At 43.4% G+C, this 23,822-nt stretch carries 16 protein-coding genes; 1 reads left to right on the forward strand and 15 read right to left on the reverse strand.

The genetic code is table 11. The annotated features are described in order from the left end of the window. Positions 1 to 189: 189 nt before the first annotated feature. From Q399_RS0101015 to Q399_RS0101085, 15 genes are all read right to left on the reverse strand, one after another. Positions 190 to 3,081 carry a UvrD-helicase domain-containing protein gene (locus Q399_RS0101015; RefSeq protein WP_157836200.1) on the reverse strand — a complete coding sequence of 964 codons (2,892 nt, stop codon included), beginning with the start codon at positions 3,079 to 3,081 and terminating at the stop codon, positions 190 to 192. Positions 3,082 to 3,346: 265 nt separating this feature from the next. Further along, complete coding sequence (locus Q399_RS0101020; protein WP_031564536.1) at positions 3,347 to 3,604, reverse strand: DUF7004 family protein; 258 nt, start codon at positions 3,602 to 3,604, stop codon at positions 3,347 to 3,349. A gap of 5 nt (positions 3,605 to 3,609) precedes the next feature. Further along, positions 3,610 to 4,257 (reverse strand): hypothetical protein, encoded by a 648-nt coding sequence (locus Q399_RS0101025; protein ID WP_031564538.1) that lies wholly within the window; start codon positions 4,255 to 4,257, stop codon positions 3,610 to 3,612. 2 nt (positions 4,258 to 4,259) lie between these two features. Next, positions 4,260 to 5,351, reverse strand: coding sequence for a ComEC/Rec2 family competence protein (locus tag Q399_RS0101030; protein WP_031564540.1), 1,092 nt, complete (start codon positions 5,349 to 5,351; stop codon positions 4,260 to 4,262). A gap of 182 nt (positions 5,352 to 5,533) precedes the next feature. Next, entirely contained in the window at positions 5,534 to 6,196 is a 663-nt protein-coding gene (locus tag Q399_RS0101035; RefSeq protein ID WP_051685646.1) for a hypothetical protein, read from the reverse strand. Positions 6,197 to 6,231: 35 nt separating this feature from the next. Next, a complete protein-coding gene (locus tag Q399_RS0101040) occupies positions 6,232 to 7,941 on the reverse strand; it encodes a hypothetical protein (protein WP_031564543.1) in 1,710 nt (569 codons plus the stop codon). Positions 7,942 to 8,037: 96 nt separating this feature from the next. Beyond that, positions 8,038 to 8,358: a hypothetical protein gene (locus Q399_RS0101045; protein WP_031564545.1), complete on the reverse strand. Its 321-nt coding sequence runs from the start codon at positions 8,356 to 8,358 to the stop codon at positions 8,038 to 8,040. Positions 8,359 to 8,604: 246 nt separating this feature from the next. After that, a complete protein-coding gene (locus Q399_RS21315; RefSeq protein ID WP_051685647.1) occupies positions 8,605 to 11,976 on the reverse strand; it encodes an AAA domain-containing protein in 3,372 nt (1,123 codons plus the stop codon). Beyond that, positions 11,976 to 12,455: a hypothetical protein gene (locus Q399_RS0101055; protein ID WP_031564549.1), complete on the reverse strand. Its 480-nt coding sequence runs from the start codon at positions 12,453 to 12,455 to the stop codon at positions 11,976 to 11,978. Before Q399_RS0101055 ends, Q399_RS21315 begins: the two co-directional genes overlap by 1 nt. 12 nt (positions 12,456 to 12,467) lie before the next feature. Next, entirely contained in the window at positions 12,468 to 12,998 is a 531-nt protein-coding gene (locus Q399_RS0101060) for a hypothetical protein (protein ID WP_031564550.1), read from the reverse strand. Positions 12,999 to 13,000: 2 nt separating this feature from the next. Continuing rightward, a complete protein-coding gene (locus Q399_RS0101065) occupies positions 13,001 to 14,035 on the reverse strand; it encodes a hypothetical protein (protein ID WP_031564553.1) in 1,035 nt (344 codons plus the stop codon). A 90-nt stretch (positions 14,036 to 14,125) separates the two neighbouring features. Beyond that, positions 14,126 to 15,226, reverse strand: coding sequence for a restriction endonuclease subunit S (locus Q399_RS0101070; RefSeq protein ID WP_157836201.1), 1,101 nt, complete (start codon positions 15,224 to 15,226; stop codon positions 14,126 to 14,128). Continuing rightward, on the reverse strand, positions 15,223 to 16,812 hold the full coding sequence (locus tag Q399_RS0101075; protein WP_031564557.1) for a class I SAM-dependent DNA methyltransferase: 1,590 nt from the start codon (positions 16,810 to 16,812) through the stop codon (positions 15,223 to 15,225). The genes Q399_RS0101070 and Q399_RS0101075 overlap by 4 nt, the downstream gene beginning before the upstream one ends. Positions 16,813 to 16,945: 133 nt before the next feature. Then, positions 16,946 to 20,383 (reverse strand): DEAD/DEAH box helicase family protein, encoded by a 3,438-nt coding sequence (locus Q399_RS0101080; RefSeq protein ID WP_211253138.1) that lies wholly within the window; start codon positions 20,381 to 20,383, stop codon positions 16,946 to 16,948. Positions 20,384 to 20,455: 72 nt separating this feature from the next. Then, a complete protein-coding gene (locus Q399_RS0101085; protein ID WP_031564562.1) occupies positions 20,456 to 21,955 on the reverse strand; it encodes a sigma-54 interaction domain-containing protein in 1,500 nt (499 codons plus the stop codon). A gap of 325 nt (positions 21,956 to 22,280) precedes the next feature. Between Q399_RS0101085 and Q399_RS22410 the strand changes: the two genes are divergently transcribed. Beyond that, a complete protein-coding gene (locus Q399_RS22410) occupies positions 22,281 to 23,822 on the forward strand; it encodes an STY4851/ECs_5259 family protein (protein ID WP_031564563.1) in 1,542 nt (513 codons plus the stop codon).

The raw sequence follows: 23,822 nt of genomic DNA on the forward strand, positions 1-23,822 counted from the left end.
CCATAAAGTAATACCTATTAATATCATGCAATTAGAGACTGTACCAGCAAAAGGAACTATAAATAATGGTAATTTTATTTATAGTTCAGTAATTATCTTTATATATAGATGAGCATACACTGGATCCTCAAACTTTCTCAAAAAGCATGTTTACTAGCGCTTATAGAAAGCTATTAACATTTTTGGAAGCTAATTAAACACTATCTGATTTTCAGTATGCCCACATCCAAGGACTTCCTTGCGATAATTACGGCAGCCCCAGAATGGACCAAAACGACCATCACGCAACACCATTTCCGCACCACATTTCGGGCAAGTCGGTGTCCAACGTTCACAGGCTGGGTTTATACAAATTTTGAACCGGCCCTCGCGCTTCATTGGCGATCCGCATCCTTGGCAACCACGTTCTTTATGATTGCAAAGCGGAAATTTAGAACAGCCATAAAATGCGCCATGCGCGCTATTTCGGCCAATTAAAGTGCCGGTTTTACATTTGCTGCAGTGAATAAGCTGAAACAACTGCTGGGATAACGAAGTCGGAAACTCATTCAATTCAACAGGATACTGTTGGTCGATCAGTTCAATCACGAACTCAGATGCGACAGCCATATCGGCTATCAGGTATACGCGATGACGCGCGCGAGTAATTGCAACGTAAAGTAAGCGACGTTCTTCGGCATACGGATGTGCCTCAGCCGCCGGCAATAATGCATCTAACAGTGGATGCATCTGTTTTTCTGAAGGAAAGCCATGTTTTCCTTTTTCCAAACCGAGGAGCACTACATAGTCTGCTTCTTTACCTTTTGAAGCATGAATGGTGAGAGCATCGATCTGGATGGTTGGAAAACACAGATTTAGTCGCTTTAACTCGCTCTTATCTGGCAAAACAAAACCATAGCGAGCCAGCAAATATACGCTGCTTCCTGAGGCTGCAAGCCCTGCAATCTTCACAAGCACTTGTTCGAGACGACTTGCTTCCTTAGTCGTTTGGCAATTCGGTTTATCTTGCCTGTTATCAGCACGCAACAATGAAATTTCAGGCTTTATCGCCTGGCGCAAGGTGTTGAGTTGTTTGGTTACTTGTTGAGGATTTTGCAATACAAAGCGTGAAGCTACTTCGCTGATGCTGCTGTTAAAACGAAAGGTTAAATCAAGTGCCGTCGTTTGTGTCGCACCAAAATGATCACGAAATGCCGTGGTAAAACTTAAGTCGCTACCGGTAAACCGATAAATTGCCTGCCAATCATCACCAACGCAGAACAAAGATGCACCTTGCACACTATCGCGAAGTGCTTTGATCAAACGTGCACGGGCATCTGAAATATCCTGAAACTCATCGACCAAGATAAAACACCATTGGCTTTTGAACTGTTTTGTTTGAACGTAATGGATAGCCTTGCCAATCATATCGTCAAAGTCGATATGCTGATGCTTGTTTAAATGGGCCACATAATCATCAACCACTGGCAGCAGTAATGTCATGGCAGCCCGTAATTGAGCTTCGTTTTCGCGCCCCGTTATTGCATGATCCAACTGTCCCGGGGCATAGCAATTCGCCCGATATCGCTGCAACAATTCACTAAGTAGCGCCGCAAACGCACTGATAGCACCAAATTCGCGTAAACTTTCGAGCAAAGCTTCTGCGGGTAGCGGCTCGGCAGCAATACCAAATTTTTTTAGTTGCTGTTCAATCTTTTGGTATAAACGACCTTCAGTTTGGTCATAGTGAAACAGCTCAATCAACCTTGTACCATTGGTTTTATGCAACTGCCGCTTCCACGCCATCCCTTCTTGATACTTCTGTGCGTCTATATAGGGTGCCGTATTGCCAAGCCGATCCGTGCCAAAGTATTCGATATACACGCCATGTTCCGGCAGATAAAAATCGGGTCGATATTGCCGGTGAAACACAGTTGCAGTAGGTAGTTCGTAATCAGCTTCGTAAATATACTCAATGCCCAATCTGAACAGATGATTGGCAACGAGACATTCACCGTAACTTTTTACCAATTCACCTTTTAAAGTGCGGATGTCATTGGCTGTTAAAAAGTCAAAATAGGCGCCTTCACTGTTAAATTCGAACGGGTTGGCGACCGGGTATAAATAGTCTCGAAAATATTGCAACACCAATTGCTGATAAACGGGTGTTGTCAGATGCGCTTCAAACCACCGATTGACCTGAGCCGCCAGCCCCTTTTGATCTTCAACGAGTGGCGAAAGTGATGGCTGCTTTCCCTCCACTGCCACAATAATGTCTTTGCCTACTTTGTGAAAAGTACTGGCGGTAATGCCACAATCACCCAGCCGTTTTTCGATACGCTCCTGCATCTCCGCGGCGGCTTTATTGGCAAAAGCCAGCATCAGAATTTGGTCAGGCCGTGCCTGGCTGCTTTGTAGCAAAAAGCCGGCACGCCCCACCATAGTGCTGGTTTTACCTGTCCCTGCTCCTGCCAATACTAAGTTGTTATCCTCATCAATAACACAAGCTTCCCGCTGCTTTGATGTCAGTGGCTTGCTTTCGACCTGATCAAAATAACTCTGAAAACGCCCAAGCTGGTAACTAACATACTTTTTCCGTAGTAACTGATAATCAGCTTCAGACCAGGCCGCAACTTGGCTTATCAGCTCGAAATTTTTCACATCAATATTTGAGCACAGCTCTGGCAACGGGACTTTACCAAAGCGCTGCTGTTGCACACGTGCGAGCTTTTGCACCAGCATCAACTTAGATTGACGCGGATAGCCTGTCTTCATCTGCTGATCGATGGTGGCTATTGCTTTAAGCACATCAGGTTCTAACTGTTTCAACCAGCATGTTTTTAACAGCAGAAACTGTGGCCAGCATTTTTTCACAGTTAACCAAGCCAACTTAAAATCGCCTCGATCTGTTTTAAAACGTAGGCTGGCAAAAAAGTGACCTTGCTGAAAAGCGGCATCATCCGACAGCGTGTCAGGCAACAACTGCCAGCTCTCGCCAACACTATCTTTTAGCACCAGGCCACTTGCAGTTTGTTCGATAAAGACCGGTTTAACGCCGAACAAACGGAGTAACCAATAAGGGGAAATAGTTAGCTTTAACAATGAACGACTACTTTTGAATTGTGATGAAAGAAAAGCGCGGCACCGAAACTTCTATTCAACAGAATATCGCTGGTTTCGATTGAGTACTTTAAAAGCATTCAATGTAAACTCTACACGAGTGGAGCTAGATGCTGCATATTTTCGAGGATTGTAATCAGATTTTCTGTTGCCTGACACAACGGTTGATGCCTAATGACAAATCTTATCTGCTTTTAACTGGCTAAACGCCCAATGGTTTAATTCATACCAGCAGAAACGAATCGTATTATGCACTTACCTTCAAAAGCAATCTCTTAACTGTAAAAGCCTCGCGCCTTACACTCGAGTTGCAATTACTACCACTTTTTCCGCCGCGAATAATTTGCCGCCATTTTTTGCGGCATGAGCTAGAGCAGCGCTGATTTACGCCACGACGCTTAATACACTTTTTCAAAATGGCTTTGTCTTTGCTTTCCTCGGCCACCATACCAGCGTACAGAAACATCTGAATAAACTGCTCTTTATGCGGCGTTTCATGGTGCATCGCGATTATTGCGGACAAACCCCTGGTTTAAGAAGCCACATGACGACAGCATTGGTAACCATCCTTTTGCCGTTATGGTAGGCAGCGCAACCCGTTGCCAATACAAAGAACACCGAAACTAAAAACGACATCTGACTGAAGACTTCTGCTACAGCCGGCACGGTATTCACGCCAACCGCCAACAACAACCCAGTAAATAGCGATACCACCACACTGTCGCGCCATAGTAAAAACGCTTTATGCGCGTCCTTTACCAAAGGAGCATTTTGATAAGGGTGGTAGATATGTTGGTACCACACTCGGTTTTGCTGCTCTTCAGTCACATTTAGCTGCATCAGCGGCATTACTTTTTGCTTCAATCTGAGCAAATCAATGCGCTGGTCGTGTTCAGCAAGTTGCAAAAATCGGTGCCCAGGCAATGCGTTTTTTAGTCGCAAATAAACCAGTTGATGCTTTACCGACGCAGGCAACAGGCTACTGAACAATGCAGCTGCCAACATGATCAAGGTCACGACCACAGTATCCGGTGAAAAAACTTCAACTGAGGACCAGTTAAATTCAGGGTTCGACAACGCGTATGCAACCGATACCTGGGCAATAATGACCAATGCTAATGCTGGCAAATTCTGTGTTTTTAGTGATATCCAAGCCATGGTTATACCTCCTCTTCATAAGAGAAGTGGTATGGCTCAGGGTCTAATGACGACCAACCTGCCCGCCCCGGTGAATTGTGGCGATGAAGAATGCAGCCGCCGCGTGTTACTAAAACTCTGGCTCCGCGATGATTAAAAGCATTCAACACCGCCTTTCTTGGATGCTTTGGTTCGCCAGCTTTCGCAGTAGACGCTACAGCTGTGACGCCACGTTGAACACCGTGCTCAACAGGGGGGCCAATCAAACGATTTAGGACAGTTGGCCCAATATTACGCTTGCTACCATGATGTGGAATTTGAATGAGCTTCAACTCTGCACCTGAGTTACACCCATCGATTTGGTCAGCGGCTTGCTCTAAAGCCTGAATACCAGCATCAGCAGTAAATACCAGTCGACGACCATCGACGATCAGCTGGGTAATCACACTCGAATTATTTTTTGCAGAAGTTTGGCCATCATCTGAAATATGGTCTTCGCCCCAGTTTGCAAAAAATTCCGTGACTTGTCGTAAAGCTGATGTCAGCCAACTTTCATTGGAAACTGAACCCTTGTCTGCTCGAGCAGGCATACCATCAAAATCTGGGATCAAGGACTCGTAATAAGACTGGCTAGGGCCTAAAACCTTGACTGAACCTGATTTATCAATCAGCCCGGCAAATGGCTCTTTCAGCACAATCCCTTTGCGGTTCGCGAGTTTGGAAAGCGACCATGCCCGCCATAAGTTTTGCTTTAGGCGCTCGCCCAGGCTTGAATCGGTTAAGCGACCATCAGCAAATTCATCGGCTAAGTTCTGGTTGTGCAGCCATGGCTGATGCAACCAAAGCTCTTTTACATCAAGCTCGTTGAGGAGCACTTCCAAGCCATTAATGTGGTCCTGATCCGGATGGGAACTAATAACCAAATCAACGGTATCAGTACCATAGTGTGTGCGGATATGCTCCACCAATTCGGTGCCGGTATCGCTAAAACCGCCATCAATCACCACGACTGTTTGTTCGTCACGGCGGCCATGCAAATTGCCAAACCGAATGGCAATAGCATCACCACTTTTCGACTCGCGGCCTACACCTAAAAAATCTACTTCGTAACCCATTTTGTATCTCCTGTGGTAAGTTGGTCACAGGAGATAATTCACGAGTTATGCCAGCATGCATAATCCTTATAAATCAATAATATACGAAGCCACACTAAACTCCACACAACCAATAAAGTAAAAATAATTACCAATATATAATTATTAGTACAACGAAGTGCTTTGAATCAAACAGCTTTCAGCTATGACCCAGGTTTTGGTGCGAGCAATATTTCACAAGCGGCATAACGCTGCTTCAGTGGGATATTCCGGTAATAGTCGCTTTCAACGTCCGCAGTCAGAATGTGTTTTTTGTGGCCAGTGTTGGGGTCTTCTACATATGTTTTTATATATTTGGGGCTCTGCTTATTTTCATACCATGAAATGTTAAAAGCACATAAGTTGGGGAAGAAGCGTAAACTGCTATAGCCCGGAATGTGAGCATGTATCCACCAGGCTAATGATGTCCAATCACCGGTTTTTTCGAAGTAATCCAGATAGGCAGGAACAACAATACAAGCCGTTGCGCCCATCAAACCATGCTCGTCTCGTCGGTCCCAAATATGGCTGGCGTAGCTATGCTCATTAGTTGCGCAATTTGCACCTAACTCATTACCAAGCTGGTTCACCTCGCAACTACGTAAAGCAGAACGAATATGAATACGTCCCCAAGCCTCCTGAATTGGTTCAAGCACCTGCTTACAGAGTTGACGGCCTGCGTCTACAGCTAACTCCAAATCATCAGGAATATTGTTGATACCATGCAAAGCAGCGGTTTCGGAATACAAAAAATCGCGTAAGAAAAAATGCTTGGATAAACGAATTCGCGCCAGGTTATCCAACTGAGTGATTTTTGATTTCGACATACTAACTTCCGAGTTATTACGTTTGGTTTTCCAATTCAGCTAAAGATCGCTCTGCGGCTACTGTTGGCGGTCAGAGATAGCCGATCAAACATTGGCCTCAAATTTTCAAACACTTTGCTTTCAGCATCCTTCACGGATTTAATCTCAAAATCGGCAAAATAATGCTGAGCCCTAAACGCAGTCCAAACCTTTTCGCGACATAGGTCTTCAACAACTTTGGCAAGTTTAGAATTACCGGTAATGATGTCTACTTCAGTCGCCAGAGTATTCAGGTATTTGTAGAGCACCTCCCACTCATTACGGTCTAAACCATTGATATCACCTGTGCCTACGCGTTCTAAAAATGACTCAGCAAAGACTTCAGTTACCAGATAATTACCATCAATAGACTTAAAGGGGTAACCCCCCTGCAGTTCAGCCAAAAGACTCAATTTAAACCAAAACCTATCTGGCAGACTTAAGAAATACACCATCAACTGGAACTTTGAATAGGTTAACAGTTCCTGAGCACTCACCAGCTCTTCGATGTGTTGCTCATCAGGGTTTTGCACTTCCAGATAAATAAGATCGGAGTCATACGACAAACCAAAAGCAATGACGGTATGATGTATTTCGACGAAGATGTCTTCGAGCAGCTCGCTTACTTCTACACGATGAACCCGTTTTAATTCTTCCAGCAACGAAACTCTCAGCACCTCCTCGCGGTTGTTGGCCTGGTGTTGATTAGTTGCTCGAGCCAACGCAGCAATTTTTTGCTTTTCATCGCTAAATTCAGCCTTCAATTCGTCATACTTCAGGGTGAGTGCATCTAACTCCTCTTCCATTTCCTGTTTGAATTCGGCAACCGGCTCTAAATCAAACCAATCAATAAGCTCTGGCGCATCTGACTCGGCGCTTTCAATTAAATCCTGCACCAAACTGGAGCTCAACTCAGATCGAGCGTTCAACAACTTCGCAAAGCGCGAGAACCACTTCAGCAATTGCTTATGGCGCTCATCCTTGTAGGTAAGATAATCGTATAAAGCGAGGTTAATGAGATTGGGGCCACCTCCGTAATAATCATCTAAGTACGGATTGATGTCAGCGCCGCAAAAAACTAACCAATTCATTAACCTAATGTTGTTATTTCGGTATGCATGAACCATTAATGGAAGCTTCTGAGGCCCATAACGCTTTTCAGTGTCAATATTTAATGATGTAAGGATTGGCGCATAGGCAGCGCTCAGCAGAGTCTCAACCGGCCGGTAGTAATCATATTGTTCTCCCATACCCAAAAACTGAGAAATATCATCAAACTCCCCTTCTACTTCAGCCTCAACGTTCACGTCGATATTTGGAACCAGCAGTAGCAGGTTGAAAATATCAACGTTATTTAAAATCATTGCTTCGGTAAGCGGGAAACTTGTTTCACCCCATACTCTTTGTTCAACCTTATTTCCCAGTGCCAGGCATGCCATCACAAGGTTTACGTCATCAAACTGAATGGCCGATATCAACGGCGTTCTTTCGCCTTCGGAGCCAATTTGCAAACAAATTGCCGCTTCGAGATAACATTGTCTCTCAACCAATTCATTAACTTTCTTCGCAGCTATAGGGGAAGTAAATCGATTCATCTCTTTATAAGAAACGATGTCAAACTGAGCAGCTTCTGCCTGCCATCTGGCTAACTCCTGAGCATACCAATTCATCTGGATCAGGTTACTTAGATTATGTGTTTTTAATTGTGCTACATCGAGGGACAGCAATCCTTTACTCCTTTAAGATACCCAATAAAAATTTGATCTCAAATGGCAAACTCTGCGCATATTGAACTAACTCAGAAAACAAATGTTAAGGTCGACTTAACCACCGAACCCATTTCTCAAAAGAAAAAATAGCCAAATAAGTGCTGCGCCAGATGCAGTAAACCCAAGCATTAAAATAAGCGCAATTTTGGTCACGTCAGCAACCAGCTTTTCGCGTTGTAATTCAATTTCTTTCACCATTTCTTTGGCTAGATTATCCGCCTGAAATGCTGACTTTCGCATTAATTCGTCGGCATGCTTGTTGAGTAAGCCAATTTTCTTGTCAATCATCGGCGACACATCATCATCGATAATCTTTTTTGCCACCGCGTGAACTTGATCAAGTTCTTTCGTCCAGTCTGTTTCAAATAAAGCCATCACTACATCCAGATAATCAGCGTTTCTTGAGAACGTTCGCGATCATTTTCTCAGCGAAATTAGGTTGAACTTGTTTTAAATTTTCGCTGCCACAAGTCGGGCAATGTTGTGGCACCTGACAGGGAAAACGGACATCTCCCATCGGTGGGAAAAGCTTTGTCCAACCACAAGACCGGCAAATAAGCTTAAAAGCAGGTGATTGAATTGGCATATATGTCCTTTATCTTCGAGTCACTATAGGAATGTTTAATTATTTGATTCTGTAACAGTTTTAATCAACTTAGAATCTATCCAAGCATACTGCTCAGCAGAACTGATAATATCGGGATATAGGTTTTTCCCACCTAATTTCTGACTCTGAAGATGTTTTTTGTGTCCAAAAAAGATAAGATTCTCCTTGGATCTTGAACAAGCAACATTGAGTCTCTTCTTATCAAGAATAAACTGTAGTGAACCATGGGTTCTTACTGTGGAGTAACAGACTAGTTCTGCTTCACTTCCCTGAAAACTATCAACCGTGTCAATTTTTATAGAAAGCGAGCCCACCTTAATGATTTGCTCTGTGCCGTAAGGTTGTAAAAGCTTACGAATTAATTTCTTTTGAGCACCGTAAGGTGTTATGACCGCAACATCTATTTCTCGATAGAATCGATTTGACAAATCAATCAAGTATCTTTGTATGGCATTTGCTTCATCCTCATTCTCGAAGCTAGTCGTGCCATTGGGTTTTCTTTGTCTGCCCAATACATCAACCCAAATTAAACAGTCATTTTCTGCATAACGACTGGTATTCAAAGGCTCTTTTGACCCATTTGCTAATTGTCTTTCCCCATCTTTGGAGTAAAACAATTTCGCTACTAAATCGCCTATTGGTGCTGCCATTCGAAACTGTTCCGTTAACATTGCTGTACAAGTTCTTGGTAACTGTTCAAATAACATTTCAAAAAAGCTGTGCTCCAAAAAAGTTTCTTCAAGAAATGACATTTGTTCCTTTGCAGTATCCTCGCGCAGGACGGGCGCAATACTTGGAGGAAGTTGGTGATGATCTCCTATCAATATTGCTTTTTTCGAACGTAGCAAAGGGATCAGAAGTTCAGGTACTGTAGCTCGACCAGCCTCATCAACGATAGCAACGTCAAAGCTCAAATGATCAATCCCTGCCTTTCTGGCAGCCAGACCTACACAAGTAGCACCTATAATATTTTTGTCCATCAGCATCGTAGTGAAGAACTCATCCGAAACCTTATGCTCTGTTGACTTTTTAATCTGAGTTAATAAAGCGCGCCATTCATACAACGCCTCTAATTTCTCAGCTTCAATCGAATTAGCTTTATTTAAAGAGCTAGTTAAACAGCCCTCTATGAACTGTTCAAATATAGTGTCAAAGTGGTCTTCGACCATCCCATCAGCAATTTTATCTAAATTACCTACCCTTAGGATTTTTACGCCTTTAGATACTAATTGCGGGTACTTTTCTTTAAATTTTTCTATCGCATTATCCACAGCAGTGTTTTGTTGAGAAACCACTAATACCTTTTGTTTAGGGTTATCATTTAAAATTTGATAGAGCATCTCAACAATAACCGTCGTTTTACCAGTACCAGGCGGCCCTTGTATCATAGCGATATGGTTGGCAGATAAAGCTGTTTCAACAGCATCTTTTTGGCTATCTGTTAACTGGCCACTCCAATTGATATTACTTTTTTGCCACTTGAAACTTTTATCTGTTATGTATGAACTAGGAGCTAAAAATATGTCTTTTAGTCTTGGTTCAATTAATCGGTCTTCAAAAAATGCGTCCAATCCCTGCTGTTGTCTTTGTAATGCAGCGTTTGGCTTTGTAACGGTTAATCGAAATTTGTTTGCTTTTGTAAAATCAAATTTTTGATAACTGTACAGTGGCGCTTCGATAGAAATATTACCGTTATCAAGTAAAAAGCTAACTCTATTAAATTTTTTTCGCTCTACTGCTGGGATGTATTTTGCGTGAAACTCGTCCCAAACAAGCAAACGACAACAATGAACAAATTGCAAACTATCAGACTTCTCAATTTCTTTCATAAAGGAATATACTGAGTCTACGTTGACTTTTGCTGCCTGTATTAGATCCCTCTCAATTTGCAGTTGATAAGAGTTGCTTCTATCCTGATTTATTAATGGAGTAAATTCGAAATCAACACTTCGCTCACCCTCTTGCCGACGTTGGTAATCAACAACATGTTGCCAGCGTTTAAAAAATTCTATCTGTTTTGCCCGCTCTAATGCTGAGGTTGAATTAATTGCCAACTGGCTTACAAAATTAAGTAATTGTTCAATGCCATATTTCCAACCGAATAAATCACTACCATTGAGTTCAGACGTAATTAAGATAAAATCGAAAGGCAAGTCTGTGCCTACTTGCGGTTGTTCATGAATAAAAATATCTCTAACTCTTAAACCATCAAAATCTTCAGTAATTTCACATTGCAGTTCTACCTGCCCTTTCGCAAGACAAATGCTGTTATCATTTAATTCAAAAGACAAGAACGACCAATATGTATAATTGTTAAAAAAAGTAGACTCTGTAGGAATTAGCAGCAATTTATCATCATCTATCTCGATATATAACTCTAGTTCGTCATATCCTATAAATGATGCTGCTTTTTCAGTGAGCGTTGGAGATGGAAGTTTCTTGTTATCAATTTTCTTTCCAAAAGGGTCATGCTGCAAAGTTGCGTCATAACTTTCAAAATACACAGCCAACTGTTGCCCAGGGATGCAACGTAAACTGGTATGAATCAAATTCTGGGTAGGAAGATTTGCATAGCCGAGGCCGTCGAAATAACTGCATATGTACTGATTTTTAGCACTGATATAGCGCTCAACAACAATATCTAGAGGACGGTTTAATCGAATGTAGTCATGGAAAGCAATACCTCTAGCAACACAACCAAAAAAGCGTTTCCCCTGGCCTTTCACTACTAAAATTGGGAACTCATTGCCGTAGCTCAAAGCTAACGCATTTTGTTTTTCTGCCTCACCGTTGAAACCTGCGAAGCTAAGAATATGCCGACTTCCTTCCAAAGGTTTATCAATATCTGAAAAATCAGCTACCAGTAATTTACCCAAATACAGCCATTCTAATGGTAAAAGCGCATCAGGTACTTTTCGCTCCATAAGCCAGTCATAATGCTCTTTCGCCCAAAGCTCGTTTATTTTACTACGCTCATGATTAAGGTATTTATCGTATTCCATGATACGTAATTTAGCGTCTTCTAATTTTGAATATTCTTTTCTTAATGCAGATTTTCGATATGGGCTGGTGCTATCAGCATTAATTTCGGAATTTATAACTTCAAATAATTCATTGTAGGCGCTGACTATAGGTTTAACTTTCTGTGAAAGAATATCAATTTCCTTCAATAGCAAGTTTTTATAAGACAAAGCTTGTTCTCTACGCTGTGCGATAAAGTTTTCGCTAGCTTGGTCCGAAGCATTTTTATATTTACTCCGGATATCATCACGGTCTCGGAACGCTTGTCTTTGGCGTGTTTCTTCATCATCAGTCTTTTGATTGTAGTACCAGGAAACGGCTGCAGCCGCTAAAATAATGCCACCGCCAATCACTAAGTGAAACATTAAGCCCCCTTAGTTTTAACTAGATGTATAAGACTAATTAGCTGCTCAGCAGATATTACACCACATTGTACTTGTCTCAGAATCTCCATCACCTGGATATGCGAGTTAGTCTCTGACACCATATTTTGTTGGTGTATATTTTGGTTATTGTTAACGTTAGCTTCTATCTCTTTCCGCTTCGTTTTTTCTTCTTCTCTAGTTCGAGCAACTTCGCTTTCATATTTTTTAATTTCGGCTTCAGTTTGCGCAAGTACCCTTTTTGTGTTTTCTCGCTCTTTGCCATAACTAAGAACATTAGCACCCAGATCCGTCAAACCACTCACCAAAGAAGTAATTTGATCTGCATTTAGTTTTCCAAGCATGCCATTTATTGTAGATATAGAGTCAGTATTGGGCTGCGGATCAAAAGGTTTTTTTGTTGTTTCTGTTGTTTTGTTTCGAGGAATATACTCACCTTGTATTGACTGTGGTTTCTTCATGCTAGCTCTCCTTTACTCAACATTTTCCATTAATATCACTAAACAAGAACGTAAATAATGATCTAAATTACGCTGTAAATCTTGAAGCTGCTTGAAGTTACAGCCACTTTCACGCTCCTGCCGAATAGATGTCTGAATAGCTTTAGCTATGATTATTTGCTTTCCTATTTGCTCAACAAAATTTTTCATCTGCAGCTCTGATAATTTAACTTTGTCAGAAAGTTCCTTAATTCTTTCATCCCCTTGAGCCAATGCTGTCTCAAACTTAATTTGCATTATTTCTAATTGAGATCTGAGCTCCGCTTCAATTTGTTTATTTTGCGCTAGTAACTGATTTGTTACCTCTCGAGCGCGGGCATAATCAAAGTAGGCATTAAAGGCAGTAATCACTGATAATGCTGCATCGACATAGATCGCAACAGGGTTTACTCTTTTGGCTGCGCCTTTAAAACCATACTTTACCAGCATCATTCCATGTTTTCTTACATGTTTGTCTTCAAACAAATGCTCGGCAAACGACTGATATTTATTTACTGTCTTCATGACTAATCAACCCTAAATAGATTTGAAATATCTATATTTTCGATTACTTCAGAGTAGCTAAATTCATGCAGTTGCCAAGCCTGTGAAAAATGGTGCTCTACCGAAAGTAAAGGGCTGATCATTTCGCTTTCATTCGCATGGAGCAGTAATGTATTAGCCTTGTCATCACAAGTTGAAATATCTATTAACGTATCATCTACCAATTCTTTACCGTCAGTACAGTCATAAAATATAGGAATATCGTTATACACTTGGTCGTCGTGTTCCGAATACATATTAACCAGAGGAGCAAAGCTTTGTTTATTCTTCCAATCGAAACCACTTGGCTGTTTACAAATAGTCGTTAAAACTAAAAGTCTGGTATATAAACGGAGCGAATTCTTAAGGCTGTCAGAAGGTTTTACTTCATTATTATGTCGCTTTAGCGGCACTGCTATGCGAATACCGTGCTGGAAATTTTCCTCGACATTATGTAACGTAATATCCCACTCCATCCCCCATTTGGCATTTTTTAAATCTGCAAAATGCTGAAACTCGGAAAGAAGCAATGGCAAAATCTCAGGAATACTTTTCTTAAATCTCTGGGTTTGTTGGAAGCAATCTTCAGTGTAGTTAGATTTTTTCTTACCAGGGGTGGCTACTTGAATAGCGGAAGATGGAAGTGATTTTATAGCGTCACTGTCACTCAACGCTATAAACCACGAACTGGAGTAATCCACATAATTCTGATCCATATAAACTTCTATCGCTTTACCATGTAAATGATTAAGCGAATAAGCAGCAATTTGGCCGGATTCTGTGAGCTGGAAATCTTCGTTCATAAAATTCAAACCCTGCAATCTTTCAATCACAGGTTTAAGCTGATGCTCATCTAGACCGGTAATATCATAAATCGCTTGTAAGGATAAGTCATATTTATGAAGTATATTCAGAATGAAATGAGAGATCTCGCCGAGCTCAGCCAAAATTCGATGCTTGATTATCAAACGATAACGTTTGACCGATAGCCATACTTCGACAACGCTGGATACAGACACCTTCACTCCTTGTTACGTTAAAATCTATTACCTTTAATTCAGTAATTGATATTTGTACTTTAAGTATCATTTACTTCCTTGTCGCCTGCGTTATAGCTGCCCGGAAAATGCTTTTTGGCTTAATGACGAAAACAAATCAACTTCCAAGTTACCAGCATGTTTCTCTTTCATTGAATCAGTTTTATCTATTATCTGGTCAAGGATGCGTTGGGTCGCAATTGGTGGTAAAGGTATTTCAATCTGAAGTAAATCAGCTTTTGTTAGACTCGGAATTGTTACAGCTTTGTTTAAACGTTCAAAGTCGAAAAACTCGCAAAAAAAGAACAAATAGTTATGGCTCAGCATGTTTCTGTTCGGGACCAAACCAAACGCTGTGTCTACATTCCAAAATCGCTCTTTCATAAGAATTGGGCTATTGATATTGCCTTTTCTACCAATAATCACTGAGTTTGCTTCAGTCAACCAGTCATTGGCTTTGGCCATATATCCTCCACTACCGCATATAGGGTACTGACCGATAGGATCTTCAACAGCTTTTTGATTTCTTCCGTTCACAATAGTTAGTGCTTCATTCCACTTTTTAACTTCCCAGCCTTTTGGGTTGGTGACTGGGTCGCCGAACATTTCTAGGAAGACGGCGCGGAGGAAGTCGTCGGCGAGTTGGATGGCTTGTTGGCGTTTGCGGCGGATGGCGTCGGCTTTGTCTAATATCGCAGCAATCCGTTTTTGCTCGGCTAGTGGTGGTAGTGGGATTTCAAAGTTCTTTAAGAAATCAGATCCAACTCGCTTTTGCCCTGCTGCGCCAAACATGCTAGCAGCGCCTAAAGTTCTGAATTGGTTACTCCAAATCATGTAAAAAAGATAAGTCGCATCTAATTTAGATTGGTCAGGTCGAAGTACATGGAATTCAGTCGAGCCAAACCCAACCGGATTGGAGATCTGGTTTGCTCTAAGACATTTACCATTTTCGAAACATGGAGTTATCTTGGCAAGCAACACATCCGACTTAGCAAAGTAAGTAAATCCTTTTTTTGTTTCCTCCAGCACTCTCGGCTCTTCGGATAGCAGTTGGCCATCTTCTGAAACTGATGCCATCCCTACAAAAGAGACTATTTGAGCGGAGTCTAGTTCTTTTGGTGCTCGCGGATTTAGAGTAACTACATCAACCAACTTCACCATCGGCCAGCTCACAGCATCCCCTCCAGTGCTTTTAAATCCGCCAGAATGTCGTTTTCCAGAGCGACTAATTTACTGAGGATCACTTTCGGGTCGTCGTATTGCTGTTCGGCGTAAACCACTTGTTTATAGCGGTTAATCGACAAATCGTATTTATTACCTGCGATTTCCTCTTTACTGACCCAAAAAGCTTTTTGGCTGCGATCGTTAGCATCGGTACTGGCGATGGTTTTATTGCGTTGATGGTAGCTTTTAACCAAGTTAGGCAAGTCGTTGTCTTTAATCGGGCTGCGTTTATCGTCCAGGCTAAAACCGTCAGCTTGCACGTCGTAGAACCAGACGTGGTCGGTGCTACCGCCTTTGGTGAAAATTAAAATCGCGGTCGATACACCGGCATAAGGTTTAAATACACCGCTGGGTAGCGAAACCACTGCTTCTAACTGGTTTTTCTCGACCAGTAATTGGCGTAATTGTTGGTGGGCGTTGGATGAGCCAAATAACACACCGTCGGGCACAATAGTCGCGCTTTGGCCGCCAATTTTCAGCATGTTTTCAATCAGGCCGACAAACAGCAGTTCGGTTTTTTTGGTTTTTACTTTACGTAAAATTTCCGGGCAGACGTCTTCTTCATCCAGGCTGCCTTTAAATGGCGGGTTGGCGAGGATAATGTCAAAACCGTTTTTAGCAGCTTTGGGAAAACGCTCTTTAAAGTTTTGGCTTAAGGTGTCCTGATAATGGATATCCGGCTGTTTAATGCCGTGCATCACCAGGTTCATCGCGGCAACACGCAGCATGGTGGCGTCAAAGTCAAAACCGTGGAACATATCGGTGTCGATATGTTTGCGCTGTTCTGGGCTAATTAAATCGCCGGAATACAATACGTTTTCCAGTTGTTTGCCATTGGCGTCGAGTAGTGGTTTACCTTGCTCGTCAAATAAGGCTTCGCGCTCAACCCCATGAATGGACGTGTACTTTTCCATTAAGTACTCGTAGCTATTGACCAAAAAGCCGCCGGTGCCAGTCGATGGATCGCAAATTCGGCTATCAATGGCCGGGTCGAGAATTTCGACCATAGCGCGAATAATATGGCGCGGGGTGCGGAACTGGCCGTTAATGCCGGCAGTGGTGAGTTTACTTAACAGGTATTCGTAGAGGTCGCCTTTGGTGTCGCTGTTTTCCAGTGGCAGGTCGTTAACCATTTCCACCGCTTTGACCAGCAGTGTTTGCTTTTGGATCATCAGCTGGGCGTCTTTCATAAACTCAGCAAAGACTGAACCTTCGTTGCCCTCTTTTACGGTATTGGCTGAGCTTAATGAGAAAAATGGAAACAGCTCATCTTTGACCAATTTGTAGAGCTTATCGGCTCCTAAATGACGGAAATTCTGCCAGCGCAAGTGTTGCTGCTCATCGCTAAAGCGGCGGCTAAAGGCTTTGCCGGTGCGGGAAGATAGCTTTTCATCTTTCTGCTCGTTCATATCGAGCAGGCGGGCATACATTAAAAAGGTGATCTGCTCGACCACGGTTAACGGGTTGGTGATGCCACCGGTCCAGAATTCTTCCCAGAGTTTGTCGATTTTGCTTTTGAGCTGGCCTGTGATCATGGTATTTCCTAAAAGAGAACTTATAGCGCCTTAGCGCAATTCATTTGAGTCGGCGGGCGCTTCGCGCCGCCTTTCATTCATACTGAGTGTTAATGCTGAGTGTTTAATCTATTTGTCTGGTTGGCTCACGCGGTTAAGGCTTTAATTGTTCAACACGAGCTGCTTGATCAATTCGGGATAGTTTGGCCCCCAGCTTGACATCAAACTGGCGGATAAACCGTTGGATCACATCGGCTTGTGCCTGACTAAACACACCATCCAACCCCATATCATGCACCGTGGTAAAAGGCGCATCGTACAACTGTTCAATGCTAATGGCACCGTAGCGCACCACATGATTTTTTAAGAGGCCAATAAAGCGCTGTTGTTTGGCGTTCATGTGGGTATGGGTTTGCTGCACAAAGTCGGTAAAGGTTTGTTCGATGGCATCTTTGTCCATGCCGACAATAGTGCGCAAAATTTTGTCGAGCGTCGCCGAGGACTCCGGGAAAAACTCTTTGAGCGTGTTTAAATCGACATTCGGGTTTTGGGTGTGCACCAAGGAATTAAGTCTGGCTAAATCGTCTTCCGTGACACTTTCACCGGCGCGAATTTTTTTCAATACTCCATCGGTTTCAAACAGCGGCGCCAAAGTTTTTTCCACTTCCTGACGGAAAATTTGGTAGTCAATGGAGGCGATTTTGGCGGCACGTTCGGTCACTTGGTAGTCAGCAGTCTCTTCTTTGATATCTAACACCAAATCAGCGGTCGGCGTCACCATGGGCTTGTCACGCAGATGAATAATACTACGCAGCGCTTTGCGACTCTGTTCTAAGGCGTCAAAACTTAGCTGTTGCCAGTATTGGTCCTTTTGAATGTCGGCAATAAAGCTAGCCTTGGCACGTACTTCATTCAGGTGCATTTGCAGAGCTTCAATTTTACTGATGACTGTTTGACGGGCTGCGTCGATTTGGCTTGGATCGGTAAGCAGTAAGGTTTGCAACACCGCCATTTCGGTATCGAACTTAAAGGCTTCGCCTTGCCCCATAATATTGCGCCACTGCATCAACGGCGCGATGCTGTCCCACAACAATTTTTTTGTGTCTGGTGCAAATTGGTTTAACCGTTTGTGATCTTTGGCATTTTCAACGGCCTGCCAGTTATCACGCACCGCAATGGTATTCATATCTAGTGTGCAAATATCGGCATGCAGCAGGTTTATCACCTCGTTGAAGGTGTCTAAGTCGGCTTTTTTAAGCGCAATTTCCGCCAGTTGTAAGCGCGTTTCAAACAGTTTTTGGGTGAGTGATTTGCTTTGCTTCACGTCTTCCGGCTCTGGATCTAAGTCGAAATATTCGAAGTTTTCCCAGTGATCGAAAATCAAGAAATGGGTTTTGTCTTTGCCTGGTCCGTACAGGTTTTTGCATAATCGGGTACCACGGCCAATCATTTGCCAGAACTTCACTTTGGATTTAATTGGCTTGGCGAACACTAAGTTGACCACTTCAGGCACATCAATGCCGGTGTCCAGCATATCCACTGAGATTGCGATGCGAGCGCTGTTTTCGTCGTTGGCTTTAAAGTCATCAATCAACTCTTCAGCCCGCTCATATTTGGAGTGGATGACGCGACAGAAGTTAGCGCCTAGCTGCGGGTACATTTCGCCAAACAGTGTAGCTAATAGTTCAGCGTGTTTAATATTGCGGGCAAACACAATGGATTTACCCGGTAGCTGACCGTCGGCATCACGCAGGCCTTTTTCCATTAAATTGCGCAGTATTACCCGGTTTGTATCTTTATTTTTCACCGCTTCGTCAATTTGCGACGCGTCAAAATCCAGTGAGTTTGGATCAATGCCCTGCTCTTCTAATTGGGCAATTTGTTCATCAGTAAAATTGTCTTTTCGAATGCCATCACGCAGGAATTTGGTGGTGAAGCTGACAATTTTATAGGGAACCAGGTTGCGCTCTTCGATGGCCTGCTCAAGCGGGTAATTGGCGGTTGGCAACTTATAATCACACCCAAAAAGTTCACAGGTTGAGCGCGACACCATTTCCACCGGTGTGGCCGTTAAGCCTACTTCTAAGGCATCAAAATACTTAAAGATATCGCCATAGATGTTGTAAATAGAACGGTGGGATTCGTCAGCAACAATCAGGTCAAAATAACCAACATCGTACTTTTGGAAAATGCTCATCATGCCTGGGTAGGTGGCAATAAACACCCGCGCGCTATCGGCGGTGTCTTTTTTACTTTTACCAACAATATACAGTGGCTCTTTGGTATGTTCGTTAAAGGCATTGCCAGCTTGCTTGCGAAGCTCTTTGCGATCACATAAAAACAACACCCGCTTCGCCCAACCGGCATCTAATAGTCGTTTGGCAAGAGCGATAGACACGCGGGTTTTACCGGTACCGGTGGCTTGTACCACTAACGACTTGCGATGTTTATCGGCAAAGCGCTCGCATACCCTGGTGATACTTTCAATTTGGTAAATACGGCCCGCGACCTTGGTATCGATTGGAGTTTTATTTAAATCTTGTTTCAGACTGCGTTGTTTTACCAGATATTGCAGACTGTCTTTGCTGTAATAACCGTACACCTTACGACTGTTGTAGCCCTGCGCGTCATCCAGCAGGCGAATGTCGTAACCATTGGTGTAGAAAATGACGGGGCGGCGACCGTAGCGTTTTTCCAGTGCATCCGCATACAGGATGGCTTGTTGACGGCCTTTTTCCACCGATTCACGGGTACGTTTGGCTTCAATGACCGCCAGCGGAGTTTCGTCATCATCAAAAAGTACATAATCGACGCGGCCTTTGCCGGTTGCTGTTGGTTGGCCATCGACTTCAAATTCTTTACGTACTTGGTCGGTGGAACTTTCATCAAGCGATACATCCCAACCCGCCGCGCGTAAATCCATATCAATAATACGGGCACGGGTTTGCGCTTCGTTGAAGTTAAAGCCAGACATGGTGGTGAAATTTACTTTGGCTTGTTGTACGGCGCCGGTGTCGATGGCTTTTTGTAATTTTGCGGCGACTTGCTGGGCTTTTAACTGCGCAGCTTCGGCAGCTTTAAGCTCTTCCAAGGCTTGTTTTAAGCGAGCTTCATGCTCGGCTAGTTTTTCTTGCAACTGCTTATTTTGACGGGCAAACGCTACATCTGTTTGGTCTGCTTGTTTAGAACAATCGGGCGCCACAAACTGAGGTAAGTTATTGGCGTTGCCACCACAAAAGGCGACATAAAAATAACCACTGACAAAATAAGATTCCTGCAGGATCCAAACAGCTTCCTGTTGATTCACTTTGCCTTCGTGAGCAGCACGATTGCCACTTTTACGGATAGCATGCAGTTTTTCGATAATGGTATTGGGGACGGCAGATTTGAAATCTTCAGCGTTAATTTTGTCGATAATGTTGGAGTTCGCATAAACAGGCAGCTGCAATTTGGCGTAAATCACCCCAACGATTTTTTCCATCAGGCAGCGCATTTTTACCAGCGCACTTTGCGGATCGGTGCAGGCATAATCATGCGCAAAAGCGGCTAATTGATAAAGCTCTGGTAAGGCTTCAAGATGTCTAAAACTCATTGCGTGCTTCATTCCGTAAGTGTCCCTTATATCCCTGTACCGCAACTATGGTGCCAAGCTTTTTAACTCTGACTAACTATCAGGTTTGATCTTAAGCTTTTCCATCCAATTACTGAGCGTCTGATGATTGGCCAACCCGAGCATTTTCGCTGCTTTTGACAAGTTGCCATTTGCCTTTTCTAACGCTGCATAAACCAACTTTTCTTTAATACCATCAATATATTGATGCACATCGAAGCCTGCAACTAAATCAGGTACTTTGGACTCCGGACTGGTTGAAAATGCAACGGGCAAGCACGCTTGTTGTAGCTGTTCAGCTGTAATTTCTTGGTTTTCGGCCCAGAGTACCGACCGATTCAGCGTGTTCCACAGTGCGCGGATATTACCTGCCCAGTCGTAGCTTTCTGCAAACTTTATTGCATGAGTGGAAATAGTTTTACCTTCAAATCCAGGTTGACGAGCAAAGGTGGTATTTATTTCCGCAAGAATTTGCTGAACTAACTCTGGAATGTCTGCTCGGCGTTCACGAAGCGCCGGTAGTTCAATTACACCGACCGCCAAACGAAAATATAAGTCTTCACGGAAAGAACCATCGGCGACCATTTGCGTGATTGGCCGATGCGTGGCAGCTAAAATCCTCACATCAACAGTGCGAGTTTTGCTGTCGCCGACGCGCGTGATTTCGCCGTGTTGTAAGGCTCGAAGTAGCTTTACTTGTACTGAGGGAGGCAATTCCCCGACTTCATCTAAAAACAAGGTGCCGCCATCGGCTTGTTCGAATAAACCAGCGTACTGTCTATCCGCTCCGGTGAACGCCCCTTTGACATGACCAAATAAAATGGAATCCACTAAGTTCTCTGGAATAGCACCACAGTTAACAACCTTCATTGGCTTGTCACTACGTGCACTCGCTGCATGAATGGCATTTGCGAGCACTTCTTTACCGGTGCCGGTTTCACCAAGCAATAATGCGGGGAGATCGGTGGCAGCTAATTTTTGCGCTTTGAAGATAACCTGCTGCATTGGTGCTGAGTTCGCGACCAAATCTTTAAAAGCACCACCAAAACTTGGCCCTGCAACGACTTTGGCTTTGATGTTCGTCCGCGCCACTTTGGCGTAAGTGGCATCAAAATCAAATGGGATCCGCACCTCTTCAATCGTGTTATCCGGCCCTGTTTGTAATAATTGGCATTGGTAAATGCCTTTGCCAAGCAATACTGATACCGCAGCCATGGTCGGCGTGCCGGAAGTAAGATTGATATAAAGCTGCGATTGGCTTTGCGATAAAGTCGACAAATTGCGCTGCATGATCGCTGCGACCGCTGAGTAATCAGTTGGTGAAATGAGAGATTGGCGAACAATTTCAGCCCTTGCCGGACGCCCTAATATCGCTAGTCGCTTATTCAACCACTCTTCATAACGCAGCCAATGCTCATCCCAAGTATTTGCGAGAATAATGATCTGATCGAATACGACAGTATGCTTGGTCGCCAACGTAGCAATGGAAGCCAGTTTGTCTGCCTGCATGTTATCGATGTCGGTCTTACCTAACCATGAGATGAGTACTTTCATATAGTGAATTCGTTTTAGTGATTGCCACGAACAGGCGATCAGAGTAAACCTCCAAACCGACTCCAACCAAATATTTTTTACATTAATTGCAAAATATCTTACCTCCTGACTACACCACATATTCGAACCAGGAATTCAATTCGTTTATCTAATTGAATTTAAACAATTATATTACGGCCACTTCACCGGCTCACATTATGCTTTGATTAGCTCGGCATTCGAAAGCGTTTCATTTCGGCTACCGACACCATCAGCTTAAACGGTCCCACTAAAGAGTTGATTTGTTTCCACAAAAAAGATATACGTACCTGAAAAGGAGATAAATTTGAATACTCAACAATGGATTACTGAGTTCCTGTTTACGCGCGCTTTGTTTAAAGGCCCAGTAAGTAAACCACTTTATGCGTATCAGGTGACTGAAGAAGAATATTCACAGCTGATATCTCTGCTTCAAGATGCCTGTTTTGATACGCATCCTGCCTTTACAAAACCTCATCCGACAGCGGCATGCTTCTGCTTATTTGTTGCTGAGTACTATCGGCGATACTACAACGGCAACTGGGACTGGCGTGGGGCTGAGGATATCTTAGGAGTTCAGCTGTCACAGACCGACAGGTCTATTTTGGTCAAACGCGGCTTGGAATATTGGCAGCGTGAAGTTAAAACCAACAACAATGGATACAACTATCTCGGCAGTCTTTTTGCTGAAGGCGGATTGCCATGGCCGTTAGTCAGCGGAGAGCAACACGGATTCGGCAGAGCCATCAAACGAGGTATCAAAAATTTCTATCGTTCGGATGACTTAAAACGCAGTCTGACCGATTTGATGCAGGATTATCAAAAAGAGTTACCGCAAAGTTTTCAAAACTTTGAGACCATTCAGTTACTCGCGGCAATTGTTCACCAATTGATGAGCTACGCACAGAAAATCCCGCAGGAGTACAAACGTGAGCCTGCGCGTTATCTTGACCAAACAGTTCCTGATTGGAACAACGCGTTTCCTATCCCATTGGATATCGGTAACGGCAGGCAGCTGGTCAACGAATGGTTAGCGGATGCGGTTTTCATAGAAGGCGAACAGAAGCTGACAAAGGAAAAGTTAAAGGCTTTTTCTGCACAACATTATGTTACTTGTTTCTCCCCTGAGACTTTCTTTGAAAGCGAAGTATTTTTGCCACGAAACATAACTTTGGATATCGACCATACAGTGGTCAGTACCATGCGTTTTGAAACTGCACTTTACGAAGGTCAACGATTAGCGCAAAAATCGATCGCCGTGTATGGTCAAATTCAAGACAACAAACTTAGTGTCAGACTTTCCGTCACACAGCTGAGATTGTTAAGAGACAAGACCGACGTACCGCTATTTTTTAAATTATTAGAGAATGGCCGCGCCATTTTTACGGCCGAAATCGACAATTCCACGATTGACACAGTGAACGCGCCGATCGTCGCGGTTGAGGAAGACGATCGTTGGGTCATTGCTGCGACAGCCAGTTGCTCGCTTAAAGCAACCAACGTCAGAACTTTTGTTCCTGCGACAGCTAAGCTTGTCATTGATGAGCTGCAATTGCTGCCAGAACCACTTGTCGTGTTGCCGATGGGAAGCTGGTTCCCGTTATCGGTCAATCACAGCGTGGTTACGCCACAAGACAAATTTTTGGTTTCCCTGAATTGTGCAGCGCTGCAAATAAGCCCGTTCAAACTCTCTGGCCGCCAGTTTTATGGTGAAACCTCGCCACAAACCGTTTATCTGGGTTTCCCTAGGTTAAGCGTCAATCAGGCTGACGAGACGGTTTTGCCTCAATACTTCGAATTTTTTAACGGGATCCCCGCCAAAAATGTTCCATTAATGCTGGGGCCGTGA

It is taken from the genome of Rheinheimera texasensis DSM 17496, assembly GCF_000711985.1.
Classification (GTDB): Bacteria; Pseudomonadota; Gammaproteobacteria; order Enterobacterales; family Alteromonadaceae; genus Pararheinheimera; species Pararheinheimera texasensis.